Genomic DNA, 16258 nt, shown 5'->3' on the forward strand with positions numbered 1-16258 from the left:
AACCTATCCGCTTGGCCGAATCCTGCGCCAACCTGTGCCCGTCTCTTTCTTCTGGAAAGAGACGGGCACTTCTACCACTGCTGCAGCCCTCATCGCACAGGGCTTTGCGGCAATCCCCCCCATGACAATCGGCGTGACAAACGCTGATGTCACCAGCAACAGCCGTGCAGATGATGGTGCCGCAGACCAGGGAATGGACTGCACCTGACTGACAGTCAGGCATGCACCGGTCATCGCAGTGCTGCGTTCACCCGGCTCAGGATCTTCAGGCGCTGGTCTCGTCAGCCAGCGCAGCCTCCACCCGCCCACCGGTAACGGTGTTCAGGAGGCCAGATCATGAGATGCCCTCGCTCCTGGTCGTACGGAGCCGCCAGTCCTGCGTAGTGGACATTCCCCACAGGTCGCAGGGGCCTTGATCCCTGATAACACTCAGCATTCCTGGCGGGATGACGTGGGGCGAGGATTGGAGAGCAGAAGATGAGGTGACCGATATGGCATTGGTGGGTAGACGCGATGGTCGCAATTTCGGTTACGGCAGGCAATTGAGTTACGCAGGACCGCAGGCGCTGAAAGACATGTTCGGCGGCGGTCATTACGGCACGGTCAAAGCGCACTGTGATCGGTGGCAGGCATTCGTCAAATGGTGCCGCTCCGAACAGGGGCCCGGTATCAATGATGCGCGGCAGATTGATCGGAGGGTGTTGGCCGACTATGCAGCATATCTGCGCGACATGGTTGTGCGCGGCGACCTCGCCGTCAGCACCGCACAAAACCGGCTATCCAGCGTAAACAGGACCATGGCGGCGCTTCGCGGTGATCAGTGCGTGAAACTGCCAAGTCCGAGCAAGGCGTTGGGTATGAAGCGCACCGGGGTTCGCCACTCGGTGCCCCAGGGCCAAGACCGCGAACAGGTTAAACAGATCGTCGATGCGCTTTGCAGCCAACATCAGCTACGCGCCGCCGCGCTTGTTCTGTTGGCGCGAGCCACCGGCATGCGCTTGCGTGAGGCCATCTTGGCTGACCTGCCACGGCTAAGCCGTGAGGCTGACGAGCTAGGCAGGATAAACATTCAGGATGGTACCAAAGGCGGCCGCGCCGGGGCCTCGGCGCCACGTTGGATTGGAGTGAATGACCGAGTTCGCGAGGCAACGAGGTTTGCATGGCAGGTGTCGCCTGCGGGTAGCCACAACCTGATTGCGCCACACGAAAGATACCTGAATGTTCTCCAAGAAATCGTCCGCCCTGCACGGGACGTCCTGCATACACACAACCTCAAAGGCTTTCATGAGCTACGAGCGGCGTACGCATGTGAGCGTTATGAGCAAATCACCCAACACCCCGCGCCTATCAACGGCGGCCAATGTTGCCAGGTAGATAGGCACCTTGATTGTGAGGCCCGGAGGCAAATCAGCAATGAGCTGGGGCACGGTCGGATCGACGTGGTCGCGGCCTACATTGGAGGGCGGACATGAGCAAGCCATTCGATATGGAGTTGTTCTTGGCTGGCGTGCTGACCGGATCGCATGCAACGCGGCAACGCCATTTGCGACAGGCCGCGATTATCCAAGCTGCAATCGCAGCACGCTGGCAGCGAGATACGCCCTGGGCTTGGCAGAGAAAGCATGTTGCGTGGTTTCTCGATCATTGCCTCGATAGGCGAAGTAAGGCGACTCGGTCCTACTACAGGCTGACAGTACGGCTGCTCGCCCGCCGTTTAGAGAAATCATGGATATTCAAGCAATTTCAGGACTAGACAGATTATCTGCTTTTTCATCCTAAACGCCGTCATCTAATCCACCAGGGCCGGGGCGTATAGGAATACTTCTGCGTCCTTCTCGTACGCCGCTAGCCTCGACTACCAAGCACTTGCCGCCCCAATGATTGCAAAATGCCTCTATTGAGCTAGAGTTCACTGTTGCGCAAAGAAACTCGCCAACCCCTAGAGGTCAAGGATGCAGATAATTATTCTAGGATTGAAGTCCTCTATTTCGAATCTGGCATTTCGTGAACCCCAAGGACAATCACCCTCCGGCACTTTCACACTTTAATTTTAATATTTATCTAGCTTAGACCACTGTAAAAAGGCAAAAACATGAAACTTTCGGAACGATTCAAACTGTCCAAAAGTCAATTCGAACTTGACTTTGTCGATATTGACACTGATTTTGACACGCGATTATTTGTGGATCCTTATCTTCTTGGATTAAGACCGGATCGCTGGTCGATAAAAGCTGCCAGTTCAGTAAGGTCATTTTTTTCTCATTTCTTAGATCTAGTTCGCCAAGGGAAAGAGGACGATGCTTTTGAACTCTTCTCACATCTCCATGAGCCTAATGAGACCTGCCTCGGGCTTTCTGTAGGGAAACCTAGGGGTAACGGAATTGGTAGTGAGGATGCAAAGAAACTCTTCGAAAGTATCATGGGAAGTAAGGCAATACAGTCCGGAAAAATCACCGACCTAGAAGACTTTAGACTATTTATTCCAGGAATCGGCAAAGATAAAGTTTCAGATATGACTACCAACCTCATACGAGGGAGCCTAATTACCTATACGCAGTCCCAATGCAAACTACATAAAATAGAATTAACAGCTGGTGTTTCCGCTGGACCTATATGGGATGCATCTCGAAAAAAGTGGATATTTACTCATGAAGACACACTGCTTGTTGAAGGAAAAAAGATCCTTCTCACCCCGAAAGCAATCGTTTCTTATAGCAAGGCTTATGCGCCTGAGAACTACTATAATAAACATGTACTTGAATACCTCCAACATGAGCACATAAGAACAGGCAGTATATGGGTCGAGCATCGGAAGGATGGAACTCCTTACATTTCAAAAAAGAGTCTAAAGGAAAATGTAGTAAAGGATTTTACGAAAGAATGGCTATTCGATTTCACAGAAAAACACCCATTGGTTTTTAAATCCTTCAGAGATCAGCAAGCGCAGCAGGTTAGATCTCTCCCATCTGAGTCAATTGATCCCGAGCTCAACTTGAATTCAGTAGTAGAGCACCTGATTGCGAAACTACGCTCTATTAAGCAGGGGCCATCCACGGCATCAGACTATCACAAAACAATAGTTGGCATTCTTGAAATGCTACTTTATCCAAACGCCTCATCACCTGTACTAGAAGCCGAGATAAACCAGGGCAGAAAGAGGATTGATATATACTTCGAAAACTCAGCTAAGGAAGGTTTTTTTCATACCCTCCATATGATTCACAAGATACCCTGCCCGTATCTAATTATCGAATGCAAGAATTATTCAAAGGACATACAAAACCCTGAACTTGATCAAATGATCGGTCGATTAACCGTTAATCGAGGAATGCTTGGGATCATAACTTGCAGAGAGATATCCAAAAAAGAATTATTCATTGAAAGATGCAGAGACTCATTTAAAAATGGCCACGGATTAATTATACCATTAACTGACACAGATTTAATATCTGCACTTGAGAAGCTAAAGCTCGAACATAAAACGCCACTAGAAGAGGTGCTTAATAATATAAAAAATACTATTATTATGTCGTAACAGAGAACATTATTAGCGGCAATATTTGGGAGTAGTGATCCGATTATTGCCACTCTTAATCCATTACTCTCGACTAAAAAATTCAGCTGAATAGGTACTCACCTCCTCCGCCGACGCGCCTCCCGTCGAAGAGGAGTAAAGGTGTAGTTTGGTGCAATCGATTCCTCTCGCCGGAGGCCCGCCCAGTGCTGTTGCCGCTGACCAGTTCGGGGAGGATGTGTCCAGCCCCAGCAATGATTTACGTCACGGCAGACATCCGTTCGTCTGGTGCCGATTGCCATCACCTGCTAGCCAGAAACGGCCCATTCTGCAAACTAACGAACAGAGAGAGAAAAGGCCACTAGTCGGTGGGCATGGGTGGCGTCGCGCCCCCTTAGCCACGCTCAAAGTACCTAGCGAATGCTGGAAAGCAATGCGGCCAGCAGAGAGCGTGTGAGGAAAACACAAAAAAGCTGCGCAAGCGGCGAAAACTCTTACAATCTTACGCTAGATTTCCTACACATTTTTTGCCCCCGATATTCAAGAGATAGCCCCGTGAGTAACTCAGACAGCTCATCCGCTCCACTGATCGACGTAGTGAAGCTTGCCGCATCCCTTCAGCGTTTCGCAGATGATCGCGACTGGCAGCAGTTCCACTCTCCAAAAAATCTCATCTTGGCGCTCACTGGAGAGGTAGGAGAGCTGTGCGAGATTTTCCAATGGATGAGCGATGCCGATTCGCTCTCCGTAGCTAAAGATCCTGAAATCGGACTAGCCGTAAAAGACGAATTGGCGGACGTACTGATGTACCTGGTTCGCCTGAGCAGCGTGCTCGGTATCGACCTCAACGACGCGGTGACACGGAAACTCGCCTCGAATGGCCAGAAGTACCCCGTGGATAAAGCCAGAAGCAGCAGCAAAAAGTACGACCGACTCTGACCAACACGCACCTAAGGACAACCCGTGATCGTTTACGCTGCGACCAAACAGCAATTTCTTAAAGACAACGATAACGATGACATTGAGGAGGTCATCCTCAGGCATTACAAGGAAGCTACCGGCAAGAACGTTGGCTCCTCGGAAATCAGGTCGTGGCAAGGGTCCCTGACGTACATGGCCAAGGTCCTTAGAGATGAGGGCCTCCCGAGCGATGCAGGCCTGGCCATTGAATTGCACATTCCGCAGTCGTCAAAGCGAATCGACTTTCTACTCACCGGTCGCGACGAAAACCAGGCAAAAAAGGCCGTACTGATCGAGCTGAAGCAATGGAGCAAGGCCAACGCCACCACCAAAGACGCCATCGTCAAAACGGCATTGGGTGGCGGCCTCATTGAGACCATTCACCCGTCCTATCAGGTATGGTCCTATGCAGCGCTGCTGGAAGGCTTCAACGAGGCGGTGTATGACAAAAGCATCGAAATCCGTCCGTGTGCCTACCTCCATAACTACGTCAGCGACGGGGTCATAGATTCAGCCCACTATGAGCCCCACATCAGCAAGGCTCCGCTGTTTCTGAAAGGCCCGGAAGAGCTCAGTAAACTCAGAAGCTTTCTGAAAAAGCATATAAGTCATGGCGACAACAAAGAGGTTCTTTACGAACTGTCCGAAGGGAAAACTCGCCCGTCCAAGGCGCTAGCCGAAGCCCTCGGGGGGTTGATGAAAGGCAAACCCGAATTCGTATTGATTGACGATCAGAAAGCAATTTTTGAGTCGGCGCTGGCGGCGGCAAGCGAGGCCTCGGACCAAGCACCCAAGGTGATGATCATCGAAGGTGGACCAGGCACCGGGAAAACTGTTCTGGCTATCAATCTGCTGGTGAAGCTCACCGAATTGAAGCTGATGAGCAAATACGTCTCCAAGAATGCAGCCCCACGCAAGGTCTACGAAAGCAAACTGGTCGGCACCATCAAGCGCAGCCATTTCTCGAATTTCTTTTCAGGCTCTGGGGCATTCATCGATACTGAGCCCAACACATTCGATGCGCTCATCGTGGACGAAGCTCACCGACTGAATGAGAAAAGCGGGCTTTATGGAAACCTTGGGGAGAACCAGATCAAGGAGCTGATTGACTCAGCGAAATGCTCCATTTTCTTTATTGATGAGGACCAGCGTGTAACCTTGAGCGATATCGGAAGCAAGCAGGCGATACGCGCCTTTGCAAAAGCCAAGGGTGCTGTGATGGAGGAACACGTGTTGTCTTCGCAGTTTCGCTGCAGTGGTTCTGACGGTTACCTGGCATGGCTGGATGACACGCTGGGCATTCGTTCGACGGCAAATCCGACGCTTGAGACTCAAGAGTACGAATTTAAAGTGTTCGACTCACCTCAGGCGATGCATGAAGCGATCAATGAAAAAAACCACGGAAACAAAGCTCGTGTGGTCGCCGGCTATTGCTGGCCGTGGTTGAGCAAAAAAGACCCCGCCGCTGCTGATATCGTCATTGGCGACTACAAACGCCAATGGAACCTGGATCAGGATGGCAGCCTGTGGATCATCGCTGAGAACTCAATCGAGCAGGTTGGCTGCATTCATACCTGCCAAGGTTTGGAAGTCGACTACGTCGGGGTGATCATCGGGCCAGACCTAGTTGTACGTGACGGTAAGGTCGTGACATCCCCAGATGAGCGCGACAAGCACGATAAATCGATTCGCGGCTGGAAAAAAATGATGAAAGAGCAACCTACCCTCGCGAAAAGTGAAACAGACCTGATCATCAAAAATACGTACCGAACCCTGATGACACGCGGGATGAAGGGTTGCTACCTGTACTGCACCGACAAAGAGACTGCGCAGTACTTCGAGAGTCGGCTTAGCCAGCACGGTAATCATTGACGGTATCGTCGTCGGGAGCTCCTGTACGTGCGAGTGGGGACATCGTACGCGCAGGGGCGACAATCAACAGCACGATCATTTGCTTGATAGATTTGGACCCGATTCGCGTCTGGGGGCGCTTCACAAAAGCACCATCCATCGGAATCCAGACCACGCTGCGTTCCAACTGGTATTCCAAGCAAGTTGACCAATAAATTATTAACTAGAAAAAACAAATAGATAGCGACCGGTTTCAAATTACCCCGGCTCGACAAAAACGCCCAACCTCCCCAAGCTTCCCCTATCCCGCTTCGCCATCAGCCCCAAATTCTGAAAAGGACTTCCCTCATGCCCATCCCAGACTTCCAAACCCTCATGCGCCCAATCCTGGCCATCGTCGCCGACCGCGCTCCGCTCACGCTCAGTGACCTACGCGAGCACGTAGCCAACGAGTTCAACCTAACCGAGGAAGAACGCACCGAACGCCTCCCCTCCGGTAAGCAAACAGTCATCAACAACCGAGTCGGCTGGGCGCGCACCTATCTAAACAAAGCCGGTCTGCTCGTGATCCCGGCCAAAGGCCTGGTCCAGATCACTCCACGCGGCCTTGAGGCCCTTAACAACGGCCCTGGCCGCATCACTGTCAGTTGGCTCAAGCAATTTCCAGAGTTCGCCGCGTTCCACACCGCGAACCCTGCCACCAACTCAATACTGGCAGCCCAACCTGACCCCACCGAGCAATCCACTCCTGATGAACAACTGTCCACAGCCCATCAAGCACTGATGCAATCGCTGGCAGACGACCTCCTCGCCCAAGTCCGTGCCGCTTCGCCGACATTCTTCGAGCAATTAGTAGTCGATCTCATGATCGCCATGGGCTACGGGGGTTCACGCAAAGAGGCCGGCAGCGCAACCCAGCAAACCAACGACGATGGTATCGACGGCATCATCAAGGAAGACAAGCTCGGGCTGGATGTCATCTATCTGCAAGCCAAGCGCTGGGGTAACACGGTGCATCGGCCGGAGATCGACAAGTTCATCGGGGCGCTGACCCGTAAACGCGCCCGTAAAGGCGTCTTCATCACTACATCCGACTTCTCCGCCGGAGCCCGCGACGCTGCCCTGAGCCTGGACATCAAAGTAGTGCTTATTGATGGTGCCGAACTCGCCGGCCTGATGGTCGATTACAACCTGGGCTGCAGTGTTAAACAGGTCTACGAAGTGAAGCAGCTGGATAGCGACTACTTCACCGAGGACTAACTGCGGCGAGGCGTTGATCTCCTGCCGATGCGCCTGCGCCGATCTCCGCAGGGAATCTGAGTCGTCCCTACTCCAGGCATGGCAATATGCCACCTAAACGAGGTAAATTCCCTTCCAGGCATCCCCACGACACCCGGTTCACGATCACAAGGAAGTTGCAGCTATGGACCAAGCCAAGGACTCCCTCCTCAGGCGCCAGACCTCATCGCATCTGTGTCTGGAGTACTCAGACTCCCCCTCTCGGCCAATACCGCCCCGCAAGCAGCACGCCTGCAGATAGGGAGCCGCCGATGTCCCTGCCATTCCTGTTCCAGTCGTCGCCGTCCTCCAGCACCAACACGACCGAAGCCAATATCTTCATCCACGGCTACAGCGCCGGGCACAACGACGAAGACAAGCAACTCCTGCTTGAAAGAATTCCCGCGCAACTCGGTAACTTCATCAATATCTTTGCGTTCTGGCCATCAAACCATTATCTGCACTTCGACATCGCTTCATTCTGGTCGCTGGGTGCGGGCAGCCTTAACTTCGTACCGGTCGGCGCTACCGGGGGCTTCGGTCCTTCCTTGGGATTGGTGGGGGCCGTGGTCAAAGACCGTCTGAAGAACTTCAGCGATGCCCGCGCTCGTGCAGAGAGCATGGGTGTTGTGCTGCTCGATCAACTGAAAGAGTACCTGCGCACCAAACACCCTCAGGTAGAAACCATCAATCTGATCGGCCACTCTCTTGGCGGTCGGGTGGTCGTCAGCAGTCTGAAAAGCTTCTCCAAAAGGCACCAGTTGGCAATCAACGATGTACTGCTGATGGCTGCGGCAGTCGAGGTCTCAGCCATTGAAGCGAGTCAGATGCGCAAGCTCCTGCAAGGCAGGATGATCAACGCGTATTCCAAGACAGACCGGACGTTGCTGCTCAATTGGGGCGAAACCTGCCTGGGACGCAATGTGGTCGAGCACTTCGAAAGCGTCGAAATGAACGACTTCGGTCACACAGATTACTGGGAGCGACTCCCCCAGGTGTTGACCGAAACACGCTTCAAAGCAATTACGCCGAACGCTCCTGAGCCACCCCTCGTTCATGCTGATGCTTTCCCGCCAACCCAGGCGCCCGAAAAACCCACCGAAGAACCCTACATGACTCTCGAACTGAACAGCCCCCGCGAGGTTTACCAGCAAATCAACGATGAGTTGGCCCTCATTATCGGGGAGCTGAGGCACTCTTCGGACGACGAAGCCTTGAACCTGGCCAGGAAGGAAGCGCTGCGGCGGCTCACCGAACATCGTACCGCGCTGTTCGATCGGTTGGCGGAACTGGAGAAGAACGCCGAGTGGAACACCTTCACCATCGCCTTCTATGGTGAAACCGGGGCAGGCAAGTCGACACTCATCGAGACGTTGCGGATTCTGCTGCAGGAGCCAGGCAAGCGGGCGAGCCAGGAGGCCTTCCGCAAGCTGCACGAACAGTACGAACTGACTGAAGAAAACCTCCAGCGCTTGCAACAAAGCATTGAGGAGACCGAAGCGCGACTTGATGAACTCACGCGGCAGTTGACCGCCGCAGTGCAGCAGTACGAGCAACCCTACCAGCAGGCTCGCGAAGCGTTGGATCGGGCCAATGCCCAGTCCAGCGAGCTGACACAGAGGTTGGACAACACGCTCCAGCAACACGAGCACGCACACAAAGATGCTCTAGCTGCCGTTACCCGTTTGCACAGCCTTCTCGCCGAACGTAAAAGCACGGCTTCGCTCTGGCAGAGGCTGCTGAACCTGTTCAGAAAAATGCCGGAAGAACTACAGCTCAACGATGCCACTGCCCGGTTGGCCACCGCCACGGCAGCACGCGAAAGCGCTGCGGTGACACTGGAAACCGAACGGCAGAAAGCCGAGCACGCCCGCACTGAACTCGAGCAGAAGTTAGCCGAAGTCACCCGTGCACGCGACGATGCTTGTACGGCGCTTACCGCTCAACAGGCAGCGACTACTGAGCAGCAACGGACGCTCGTACAACAGCGCCTGGAAGTTGAAACTCAGTTGGTGCAACTGGTGACCGAGCTGAAGGTCCATGCCGACGGGCAGATCATCGGTGACGGTAGTGCCGACTTCACGCGCAAAACACAGCGTTATGACCTCGAACTGGACGGCCACCCCTTCGCCTTGCTGGATGTACCGGGTATCGAAGGCAAGGAAGGGTTGGTAGTGGAGGAAATCGAGCGCGCCGTACAAATTGCTCACGCCGTATTCTACGTCACCAACCAGGCAGCACCTCCGCAGACGGGCGATGGGCAGAACTTGGGCACACTGGAGAAGATCAAGAAGCATCTCTCTGCACAAACCGAAGTCTGGACAATCTTCAACAAGAAGATCACCAGCCCCAAGAACTCCCTGAACGGCCGACCACTGGTTTCCGAAGACGAAAACACGAGTCTTGCTGGCTTGGATCAGAAGATGGCCGACCAGCTTGGCAAACACTACCGGGAGGTGTTCGCGCTGACCGCATTGCCAGCATTCCTTGCCTCGACCCATCACTTCGCGCCGGGTTCATCGAACGCCAATCGTCGGGCCAAGGTGCTCGCGGACTTTGGTGCCGACGAACTCCTGGAGAAGTCTCGCCTGCGAGGCTTCCTGCAGTTGCTCGACGAGAAATTGATCCGTGACGGCCAGTCCAAGATCATTCGGGCCAACTTCAATAAGGCTAATGAAGCACTCACCGACACCACCGGCACGCTCTCAGGTGTTCAACAAACGCTTTCGGCGCTGGCGGCCAAGCTCAACGAAGAAGAGCAAAGCGCCAAGAGTCAGTTGAACAGCAGCTTCAGTGCGCTGAAGAAGCGCCTTGAATCATCAGGCGAGACCTTGATCCACAGCTTCGCCAGCAAGGTGCGAAACAGCGTCTATGCGAAGATCGAAGGAGACATCAGCAACGATGCCTTCAAGGCAGCCCTGAGCGAACAGCTTGAGGAACAGCAACACGCGTTGGGCAAGCAGTTACCCAAGGTCATCAACGTTGAAGTGAGCACCTTCCAGAAGGCTGCCGAAGATATTCTCAAGCGATTCGAAAAGCATGCTCAGGAACTGACCGCGAGCTATGGAAAGCTCGGCAGCATGAAGTTCAATCAGCCGTTCAAACTCAATATCAAAATCGACAATGGCATCAAGGTTGCCGGACTGATCGCCAGCCTTCTGGGAATCGCAGCAGCCCCCTTCACCGGCGGTGCCAGCCTGTGGTTCGTGGGGGCTTCGGTACTGACCGCTTTGATCTCGGTTGGCAAAGCGATCTGGGGCGCATTCGATTCCGACTTCAAGAAATCTCAGCAACGCCAGGCAACCGATAAAAACCTGCTCAGCGCTACCGAACAACTGCGCAGTGCGCTACGTGAAAATCTGGAAAGCGCACTGAACGAAATGCAGAAGACGATCGAGCAACTTGATCGGGCGCTGGAAGCGCCTGCCAAGCAAGCTTCCAGCCAGGTTGAAACGCTGGCGCGCTCCACCAAACGCCTGAAAGTGCTCTCCCGCCAAATCGAAATCGCAGGAAAACTGTAATGAAAAATACCCTCAAGACATTCAAGGCCCAACAGGCCGACGCACTGTCGCTGCTCGAACGGTTGCAAGGTTTTCTCGATCAGGGTGCACAGGCCGGTGTGCCAATCGACGGGGCCCTGAGCAGCAAGTTGAGGAACGCCATCAACAGCGTATCCGGTGAAAAACTCAAGGTCGCACTGATCGGCGGCTTCTCCGAGGGCAAGACATCGATTGCAGCAGCCTGGATGGAGAAGCTGGATAAATCCAGTATGAAGATCAGTCATGCAGAGTCCTCTAACGAGGTGAAAATCTACGAGGTCGATGATGATTTCGTACTGATCGACACCCCGGGCCTGTTCGGTTTCAAAGAGCAGGAAAACGCCGAAACCCATGCCATCGAGAAGTACAAGGACATCACCAAGAAGTACGTGAGCGAATCTCACCTGGTGCTGTACGTGATGAACTCGACCAACCCGATCAAGGAAAGCCATAAGGAAGATCTGACCTGGTTGTTCCGCACCTTGGGTCTGCTGCCGCGCACGGTGTTCGTGCTCAGTCGCTTCGATGAGGTGGCTGATGTTGAAGACGAACAGGACTATCAGTCCAATCTGCAGATCAAGCGCGATAACGTCACGGGCAGGCTTCGCGAACAGATTGGTCTGAGCGATCAGGAAGCAGCCGATCTTTCGATAGTTGCAGTGGCTGCCAATCCCTTTGACCTGGGGGCCGAGCACTGGCTGTCCAACCTTGAAGAATTCAAGGCGCTGTCGCATATCGCAACGCTGCAGACGGCGACCACAGCGAAGATCGAGCACAATGGTGGCAGCGCTGCGCTGGCCAATGAAATGCGCACCAGCGTAATTCGCGATGTGCTCAACAACCAACTGCCGATCGCTGTCGAGAACGAGCACAAGGTTTCCCTCGAAGTCAGCAAGCTCGACGAGCTCAATGGTCGGTTAGGTAAGCAATTGGCAAGCACCGGTCAGCAGATCGAAGAAGCACGTATCAGCCTGCGCGAGTTTGCCACGCGCTACTTCGCCGATCTGATCCTGCAGGCCAAAGGCTGTAGCCTTGAAACGTTCACCGATTTCTTCGAACGAGAGGTCGGTGCCGAAGGCATCATCCTCGCTACACGGCTGCAAAACGAGTTCAGCCGCCAGACCCAGTCGATCACGCTTGAGGTCGAGAAGATGCAGGTTGGCTTCGACAGTGAGGTCAATCACTTCAATACGACGGTCAAAGCCCTCGGAAAACAAGGCATCAACCACGTGCTCAAGGGCAATCTCATCAACAACACCACGGTACTGGCCGCTCGAGATGGCATCTCGACAATTGCCAAGACGGTTGGCATGGATATCGGCAAGTACCTGAAATTCAAACCCTGGGGCGCAGTGAAATTCGCCAAGGGCGCTAATGGTGCCCTGGCTTTGCTGGGTGTGGCACTCGAAGCGTGGGACAGCTGGGAGCAATACAAACGCGAAGAAGCCTTCAAGAAAACCATTGCAACGATGGTCGACAACTTCGAAAAACAGCGCCAGGACTTCATCGCTCTGGTGAACGCTGAACGTTTCAAGGAAGAATTCTTCCCCGACTACCTTCAGCTCAATACTCGCCGACAAGAGCTGCAAAGCAATCTGGATGAAAGCCGGGTGCGTCAACAGCTCTTCCAGGCATGGCGGGTTGAAGCTGAAACCATCGATGCTGAGTTCAGAACGTTGAGCTAACCGCCGGCAGCCAGTATGGCAGCCGAGCTTTTCGTCAGCGGTTGTGGCGTTACCGCTTCAAGCAAAGCATGAGCCGCAGAGGTAATTGCTGGACAATGCGCCTATGGAGCGTTTGTTCCGCAGCCTGAAAACGGAGTGGGTGCCAAGTGTGGGCTACATGAGTGCTGCGCAGGCACAGCAGGACATCGGCAGGTTTCTGATGCAGCGCTACAACTGGGAGCGACCGCATCAGTTCAACGGTGGGTTACCTGCGGCGATTGCCGAGGAAATAAACTTAATCCGGTGTCCGGAATTAGTTGACCACTACAGTTATCGCTTCGCTGCCCTGCGCAGTGGTCAAATCTGCCAGGACATATTCAACGCCCTCGGTAGGGTCCTTGATCATGCGTGCAGCTGTGACAACACGGGCTCCGCCTGCGAGGAAGCGCTAAACCGTGGCGCGACCCAGACCCTTGGTGCCGCCGCTAATGAGGACGCGCTTGCCAGCGAACTCTTTGGGATCTGCCTGGATGCTCATACCGTGATCTGCAGGGTCTTGATGGCGTCGTTCACAAGCGTGAAGCGATAGGTGAAGCGGAGCGGACTGCCCGGAAAATCACCATGCGCGGGACCTTCGACGATAACATCCCCACCTTCTTCCCGAACAGTATCGGGCACGAAGATGGCCTTCACCGGGATCACTTCCTCTTCGAACAGTTGCCGGATTGCCGGTTGCCCCTCGAAATGCTTGCCGTTGTCGATTAAGACGGCGTCGCGCAGGAAGGGCTTCATCATGCCGTCGATATCGAGATGGGCGTTTGCCTCGACATAGTCGGCGATTGGCTTGGGTAGGTTCATTGACATGTTCATCTCCTTGATCGTGATGAGGCTAAGTTAGCAATAGCCTTTTCTCCTGATAAGCCAGATAAACCGGCATTACGTATTACGGAAATCGGGACAATGGCTCGCCATTCGCTAATCGAACTTTAAGCAGTTATCGCCATCGTTCGGTGTGGCTCGTTTCGAGCGGCGGCGCTTGATCTCGGCATGTCGACTACCACCATCAGCAATGCGGTCGGCAAACTCGAGCGAGGTAGTGGCGACAGGCTTCGATCTGGGAGTTCGCAGCGCGGATCTGGTGCCCAGTGACGCGATTGCCATACCCTTGGGCAAGATGCGCCCCATGGCGGTTGCCGCATCCCCCTCCTTTTTGGAAGACAGGGCTGTCACCACGTGCCGCAGGACCTGCTCTCGTGCCCCTGCCTTCGCGGGCGACTTCCCAATGGCGGATTGTTCCGGTGACGATTCGAGAAGGACGGTGAAGAAGTGCAACTCGACGTCGAGGGGCTAATCACCCTCGACGAGGTCTCCTTGACCCGGATCGCGGTGATAAACGGCGTGGGAATCTGCCTGACCAGCCTGCGCTTGGCCAAGCTCGTGTCTTAAATCTGACACACTCTGGAAGCTCAATACATCATGTGTCTCACGCCATTAGCAGCTTAGGTTACTCGCACGCGACTCATACTTACCCGAGTGGTTGAAGTGAAGCGTGCAGATCAGTACTAATTACACCCCGCTCAACATGAACTTCATTCCTGATAGGCGGTGAGCGTCATAACTGACGCCTCTTGACGAAGTGGAATCAACGCCTGATACATCGCAGACGCATTCCAGTTATTCAGAGCTTCAATATCTGGAAACTTAATCACTACAACGCCTTCCTCTGAACACCCGCCCGCCAAGTCGCGCACCTTTTCCCCACGGAAGACGATCATTCCACCAAACGCATCTATAGTGGCTGGAACTTGGGCGCGATATGCTTCCCATTTCCTTTCGTCTTTTACTGAAAAATGACCGACAACATATGCGCAACCCATTGCAGCTACACCCCGTAGTAAAATTAACTAGCTTCAAGCAGAGAGTATATCGGTATCAAACTGTCGCGATCCCAGGGCGCCCACGTGATGGCTTTCACGCGTCGGAATCAAAGCGGCAAAGGCCATCGGTCTGGAGGCATCTTCGCCGTCCTGTTCACGAATCCGGATCACAGGGCTATTACCTACTCAGGTGTGAGATAGATGCCGAACGACGATTCGGTGATAGCACTGCGCAGGAATTCGACAAAGGCGCTAACGCGTTTTGGACGGAAGCGTCCTTGCGGAAACGCAATGCACAACCGCAGGTTTTCCGGTCGCCAGCGCGGACACTGGACGATCAGGCTGCCCTGTCGCAAATGCTCCGCAATCAGCCAGCGCGGTAGCAGCGAATAGCCGATGCCACGGGTGGTCGCTTGCAGTGCCGCGAACAGGTTGTCGGTCGCGAAGGCCGCAACCGGCTTGACTTTGCGTGCCTCTTCGCCGGGGCTGGTCAAGGTAAACTCTCGCCCATCATAAGACGACAGCAACACCGCCGGAAGGCTGTCCAGCTCAGCCGGACCGGTACATGGATCCTCAAGCCCGCCTAGGCCAGGCACTGATACCACCAGCCTTTCGACGCTCCCCAGCGTACGCATGACCAGAGACTCGTTCCGTACTGGCCCGACCCGTATCCACAGATCAAAGCCCCCAGTCGCCAGATCGCACGGGTCGTCGCATACACGCCAGTCAAGCCGAACGCGCGGATGTAGGCGCAGGAAGTCACAGGCAATATCCGCGAACAGCGACTGCCCCAGGGCCGACGGGACCGCCAGTTTCATGGGGCCTGACAATTCGCCCTGCTCCCCTTTCAGAGCCTCCGCACTACGCTGCCAATCGGTCAGCATGCGCCGGGCATCTTCTAGGAACATGCAGCCATCCTCGGTCAGCGAGAGCTGTTGTGTGGTGCGCATGAGCAGCCGTACGCCCAGCATGTCCTCGAGCATGCGCAACCGGCGACTGGCCGCCGGCTGGGACAAGCCCATCAGGCGCCCCGCAGCAGAGATCGACTGGGTGTCAACGATGCGCACGAAGAGTTGCATCAAGTCGTGGCGGTCCAGAGTCTTCGGCATGGCAAACCCTTCATTCGCAATGCGCATGAACCTAATCCAGTTTGGCCCCCTACGCAACTGACTCTAGTTTGCGGCAATGTTGCTACCACGACGCCAGCCGGTCCCGAACTTGCCAACCCAGCCAGGAGCATTCGATGTCTGAACATCTTGAAGCCGTCGCACTCGATGTCACCGTCAACAGAGCAGGTCCCCATGTCACTGGCGTCCCTGCTAGCCGGCGGCCCGCTGGTGATCACCCTCTGGCGCGGCGCTTGATGTCCTTACTGCACGATTGAGCTGTAGGCGCTCGAAGAGCGTCGCGCCGCACTGGAGGACCTCGGCGCGACCCTGGTTGCGTTCTCGCCGCAGACGGTCACTCACAACCTCAAGTCCGTTCGCGATTACGGCCTGGGCTTCAACCTGCTCAGCGACGCGGGCAACGCACTGGCCGACAGGCTCGGTATCGCCTGCCGCGCGGGAGAGAACC

The 16258-nt window shown here is 54.6% G+C and carries 12 protein-coding genes and 1 pseudogene; 10 read left to right on the top strand and 3 right to left on the bottom strand.

Annotated features, from left to right (window positions below):
• Positions 1 to 491 precede the first annotated feature (491 nt).
• From AB688_RS24190 to AB688_RS24225, 9 genes and pseudogenes are all read left to right on the top strand, one after another.
• On the top strand, positions 492 to 1472 hold the full coding sequence (locus tag AB688_RS24190; protein WP_063546880.1) for an integrase domain-containing protein: 981 nt from the start codon (positions 492 to 494) through the stop codon (positions 1470 to 1472).
• A complete protein-coding gene (locus AB688_RS24195) occupies positions 1469 to 1753 on the top strand; it encodes a hypothetical protein (protein WP_063546149.1) in 285 nt (94 codons plus the stop codon). The genes AB688_RS24190 and AB688_RS24195 overlap by 4 nt, the downstream gene beginning before the upstream one ends.
• Positions 1754 to 2092: 339 nt before the next feature.
• A complete protein-coding gene (locus AB688_RS26930) occupies positions 2093 to 3535 on the top strand; it encodes a hypothetical protein (protein ID WP_155738235.1) in 1443 nt (480 codons plus the stop codon).
• Between the two features lie 534 nt (positions 3536 to 4069).
• Complete coding sequence (locus AB688_RS24200) at positions 4070 to 4453, top strand: nucleotide pyrophosphohydrolase (protein WP_063546150.1); 384 nt, start codon at positions 4070 to 4072, stop codon at positions 4451 to 4453.
• A gap of 24 nt (positions 4454 to 4477) precedes the next feature.
• Positions 4478 to 6346 carry a DUF2075 domain-containing protein gene (locus AB688_RS24205; protein ID WP_063546151.1) on the top strand — a complete coding sequence of 623 codons (1869 nt, stop codon included), beginning with the start codon at positions 4478 to 4480 and terminating at the stop codon, positions 6344 to 6346.
• A 327-nt stretch (positions 6347 to 6673) separates the two neighbouring features.
• The gene (locus AB688_RS24210; protein ID WP_063546152.1) at positions 6674 to 7585 is read left to right on the top strand and encodes a restriction endonuclease; all 912 of its coding nucleotides are present in this window, start codon (positions 6674 to 6676) and stop codon (positions 7583 to 7585) included.
• Positions 7586 to 7875: 290 nt separating this feature from the next.
• On the top strand, positions 7876 to 11124 hold the full coding sequence (locus AB688_RS24215; RefSeq protein ID WP_063546153.1) for a DUF726 domain-containing protein: 3249 nt from the start codon (positions 7876 to 7878) through the stop codon (positions 11122 to 11124).
• Positions 11125 to 11186: 62 nt separating this feature from the next.
• Positions 11187 to 12827 carry a LeoA/HP0731 family dynamin-like GTPase gene (locus AB688_RS24220; RefSeq protein WP_231100272.1) on the top strand — a complete coding sequence of 547 codons (1641 nt, stop codon included), beginning with the start codon at positions 11187 to 11189 and terminating at the stop codon, positions 12825 to 12827.
• A gap of 5 nt (positions 12828 to 12832) precedes the next feature.
• Positions 12833 to 13127, top strand: a pseudogene (locus AB688_RS24225) (integrase core domain-containing protein); the annotation flags it as partial.
• Between the two features lie 213 nt (positions 13128 to 13340).
• Here the strand turns inward: AB688_RS24225 and AB688_RS24230 are convergent.
• A complete protein-coding gene (locus AB688_RS24230) occupies positions 13341 to 13670 on the bottom strand; it encodes a YybH family protein (protein ID WP_063546155.1) in 330 nt (109 codons plus the stop codon).
• 183 nt (positions 13671 to 13853) lie between these two features.
• Here AB688_RS24230 and AB688_RS27610 point away from each other — a divergent pair, with 183 nt between their 5' ends.
• A complete protein-coding gene (locus AB688_RS27610; RefSeq protein WP_419555254.1) occupies positions 13854 to 13955 on the top strand; it encodes a hypothetical protein in 102 nt (33 codons plus the stop codon).
• 440 nt (positions 13956 to 14395) lie between these two features.
• Here the strand turns inward: AB688_RS27610 and AB688_RS24235 are convergent, their stop codons facing one another.
• Both AB688_RS24235 and AB688_RS24240 read right to left on the bottom strand, forming a co-directional pair.
• On the bottom strand, positions 14396 to 14683 hold the full coding sequence (locus tag AB688_RS24235; RefSeq protein WP_063546156.1) for a DUF1330 domain-containing protein: 288 nt from the start codon (positions 14681 to 14683) through the stop codon (positions 14396 to 14398).
• Between the two features lie 182 nt (positions 14684 to 14865).
• Positions 14866 to 15819, bottom strand: coding sequence for a LysR family transcriptional regulator (locus tag AB688_RS24240; RefSeq protein ID WP_081255314.1), 954 nt, complete (start codon positions 15817 to 15819; stop codon positions 14866 to 14868).
• Between the last annotated feature and the right edge of the window lie 439 nt (positions 15820 to 16258).

The sequence above is a fragment of the Pseudomonas putida genome (assembly GCF_001636055.1).
Lineage (GTDB): Bacteria > Pseudomonadota > Gammaproteobacteria > Pseudomonadales > Pseudomonadaceae > Aquipseudomonas > Aquipseudomonas machongensis.

What these genes read in the sequence shown, in the direction of transcription:
- AB688_RS24190 (WP_063546880.1), top strand. Translation starts at nt 492, where the DNA reads ATGGCATTGGTGGGTAGACGCGATGGTCGCAATTTCGGTTACGGCAGG.
- AB688_RS24195 (WP_063546149.1), top strand. Translation starts at nt 1,469, where the DNA reads ATGAGCAAGCCATTCGATATGGAGTTGTTCTTGGCTGGCGTGCTGACC.
- AB688_RS26930 (WP_155738235.1), top strand. Translation starts at nt 2,093, where the DNA reads ATGAAACTTTCGGAACGATTCAAACTGTCCAAAAGTCAATTCGAACTT.
- AB688_RS24210 (WP_063546152.1), top strand. Translation starts at nt 6,674, where the DNA reads ATGCCCATCCCAGACTTCCAAACCCTCATGCGCCCAATCCTGGCCATC.
- AB688_RS24215 (WP_063546153.1), top strand. Translation starts at nt 7,876, where the DNA reads ATGTCCCTGCCATTCCTGTTCCAGTCGTCGCCGTCCTCCAGCACCAAC.
- AB688_RS24230 (WP_063546155.1), bottom strand. Translation starts at nt 13,670, where the DNA reads ATGTCAATGAACCTACCCAAGCCAATCGCCGACTATGTCGAGGCAAAC.
- AB688_RS27610 (WP_419555254.1), top strand. Translation starts at nt 13,854, where the DNA reads ATGTCGACTACCACCATCAGCAATGCGGTCGGCAAACTCGAGCGAGGT.
- AB688_RS24235 (WP_063546156.1), bottom strand. Translation starts at nt 14,683, where the DNA reads ATGGGTTGCGCATATGTTGTCGGTCATTTTTCAGTAAAAGACGAAAGG.
- AB688_RS24240 (WP_081255314.1), bottom strand. Translation starts at nt 15,819, where the DNA reads ATGCGCATTGCGAATGAAGGGTTTGCCATGCCGAAGACTCTGGACCGC.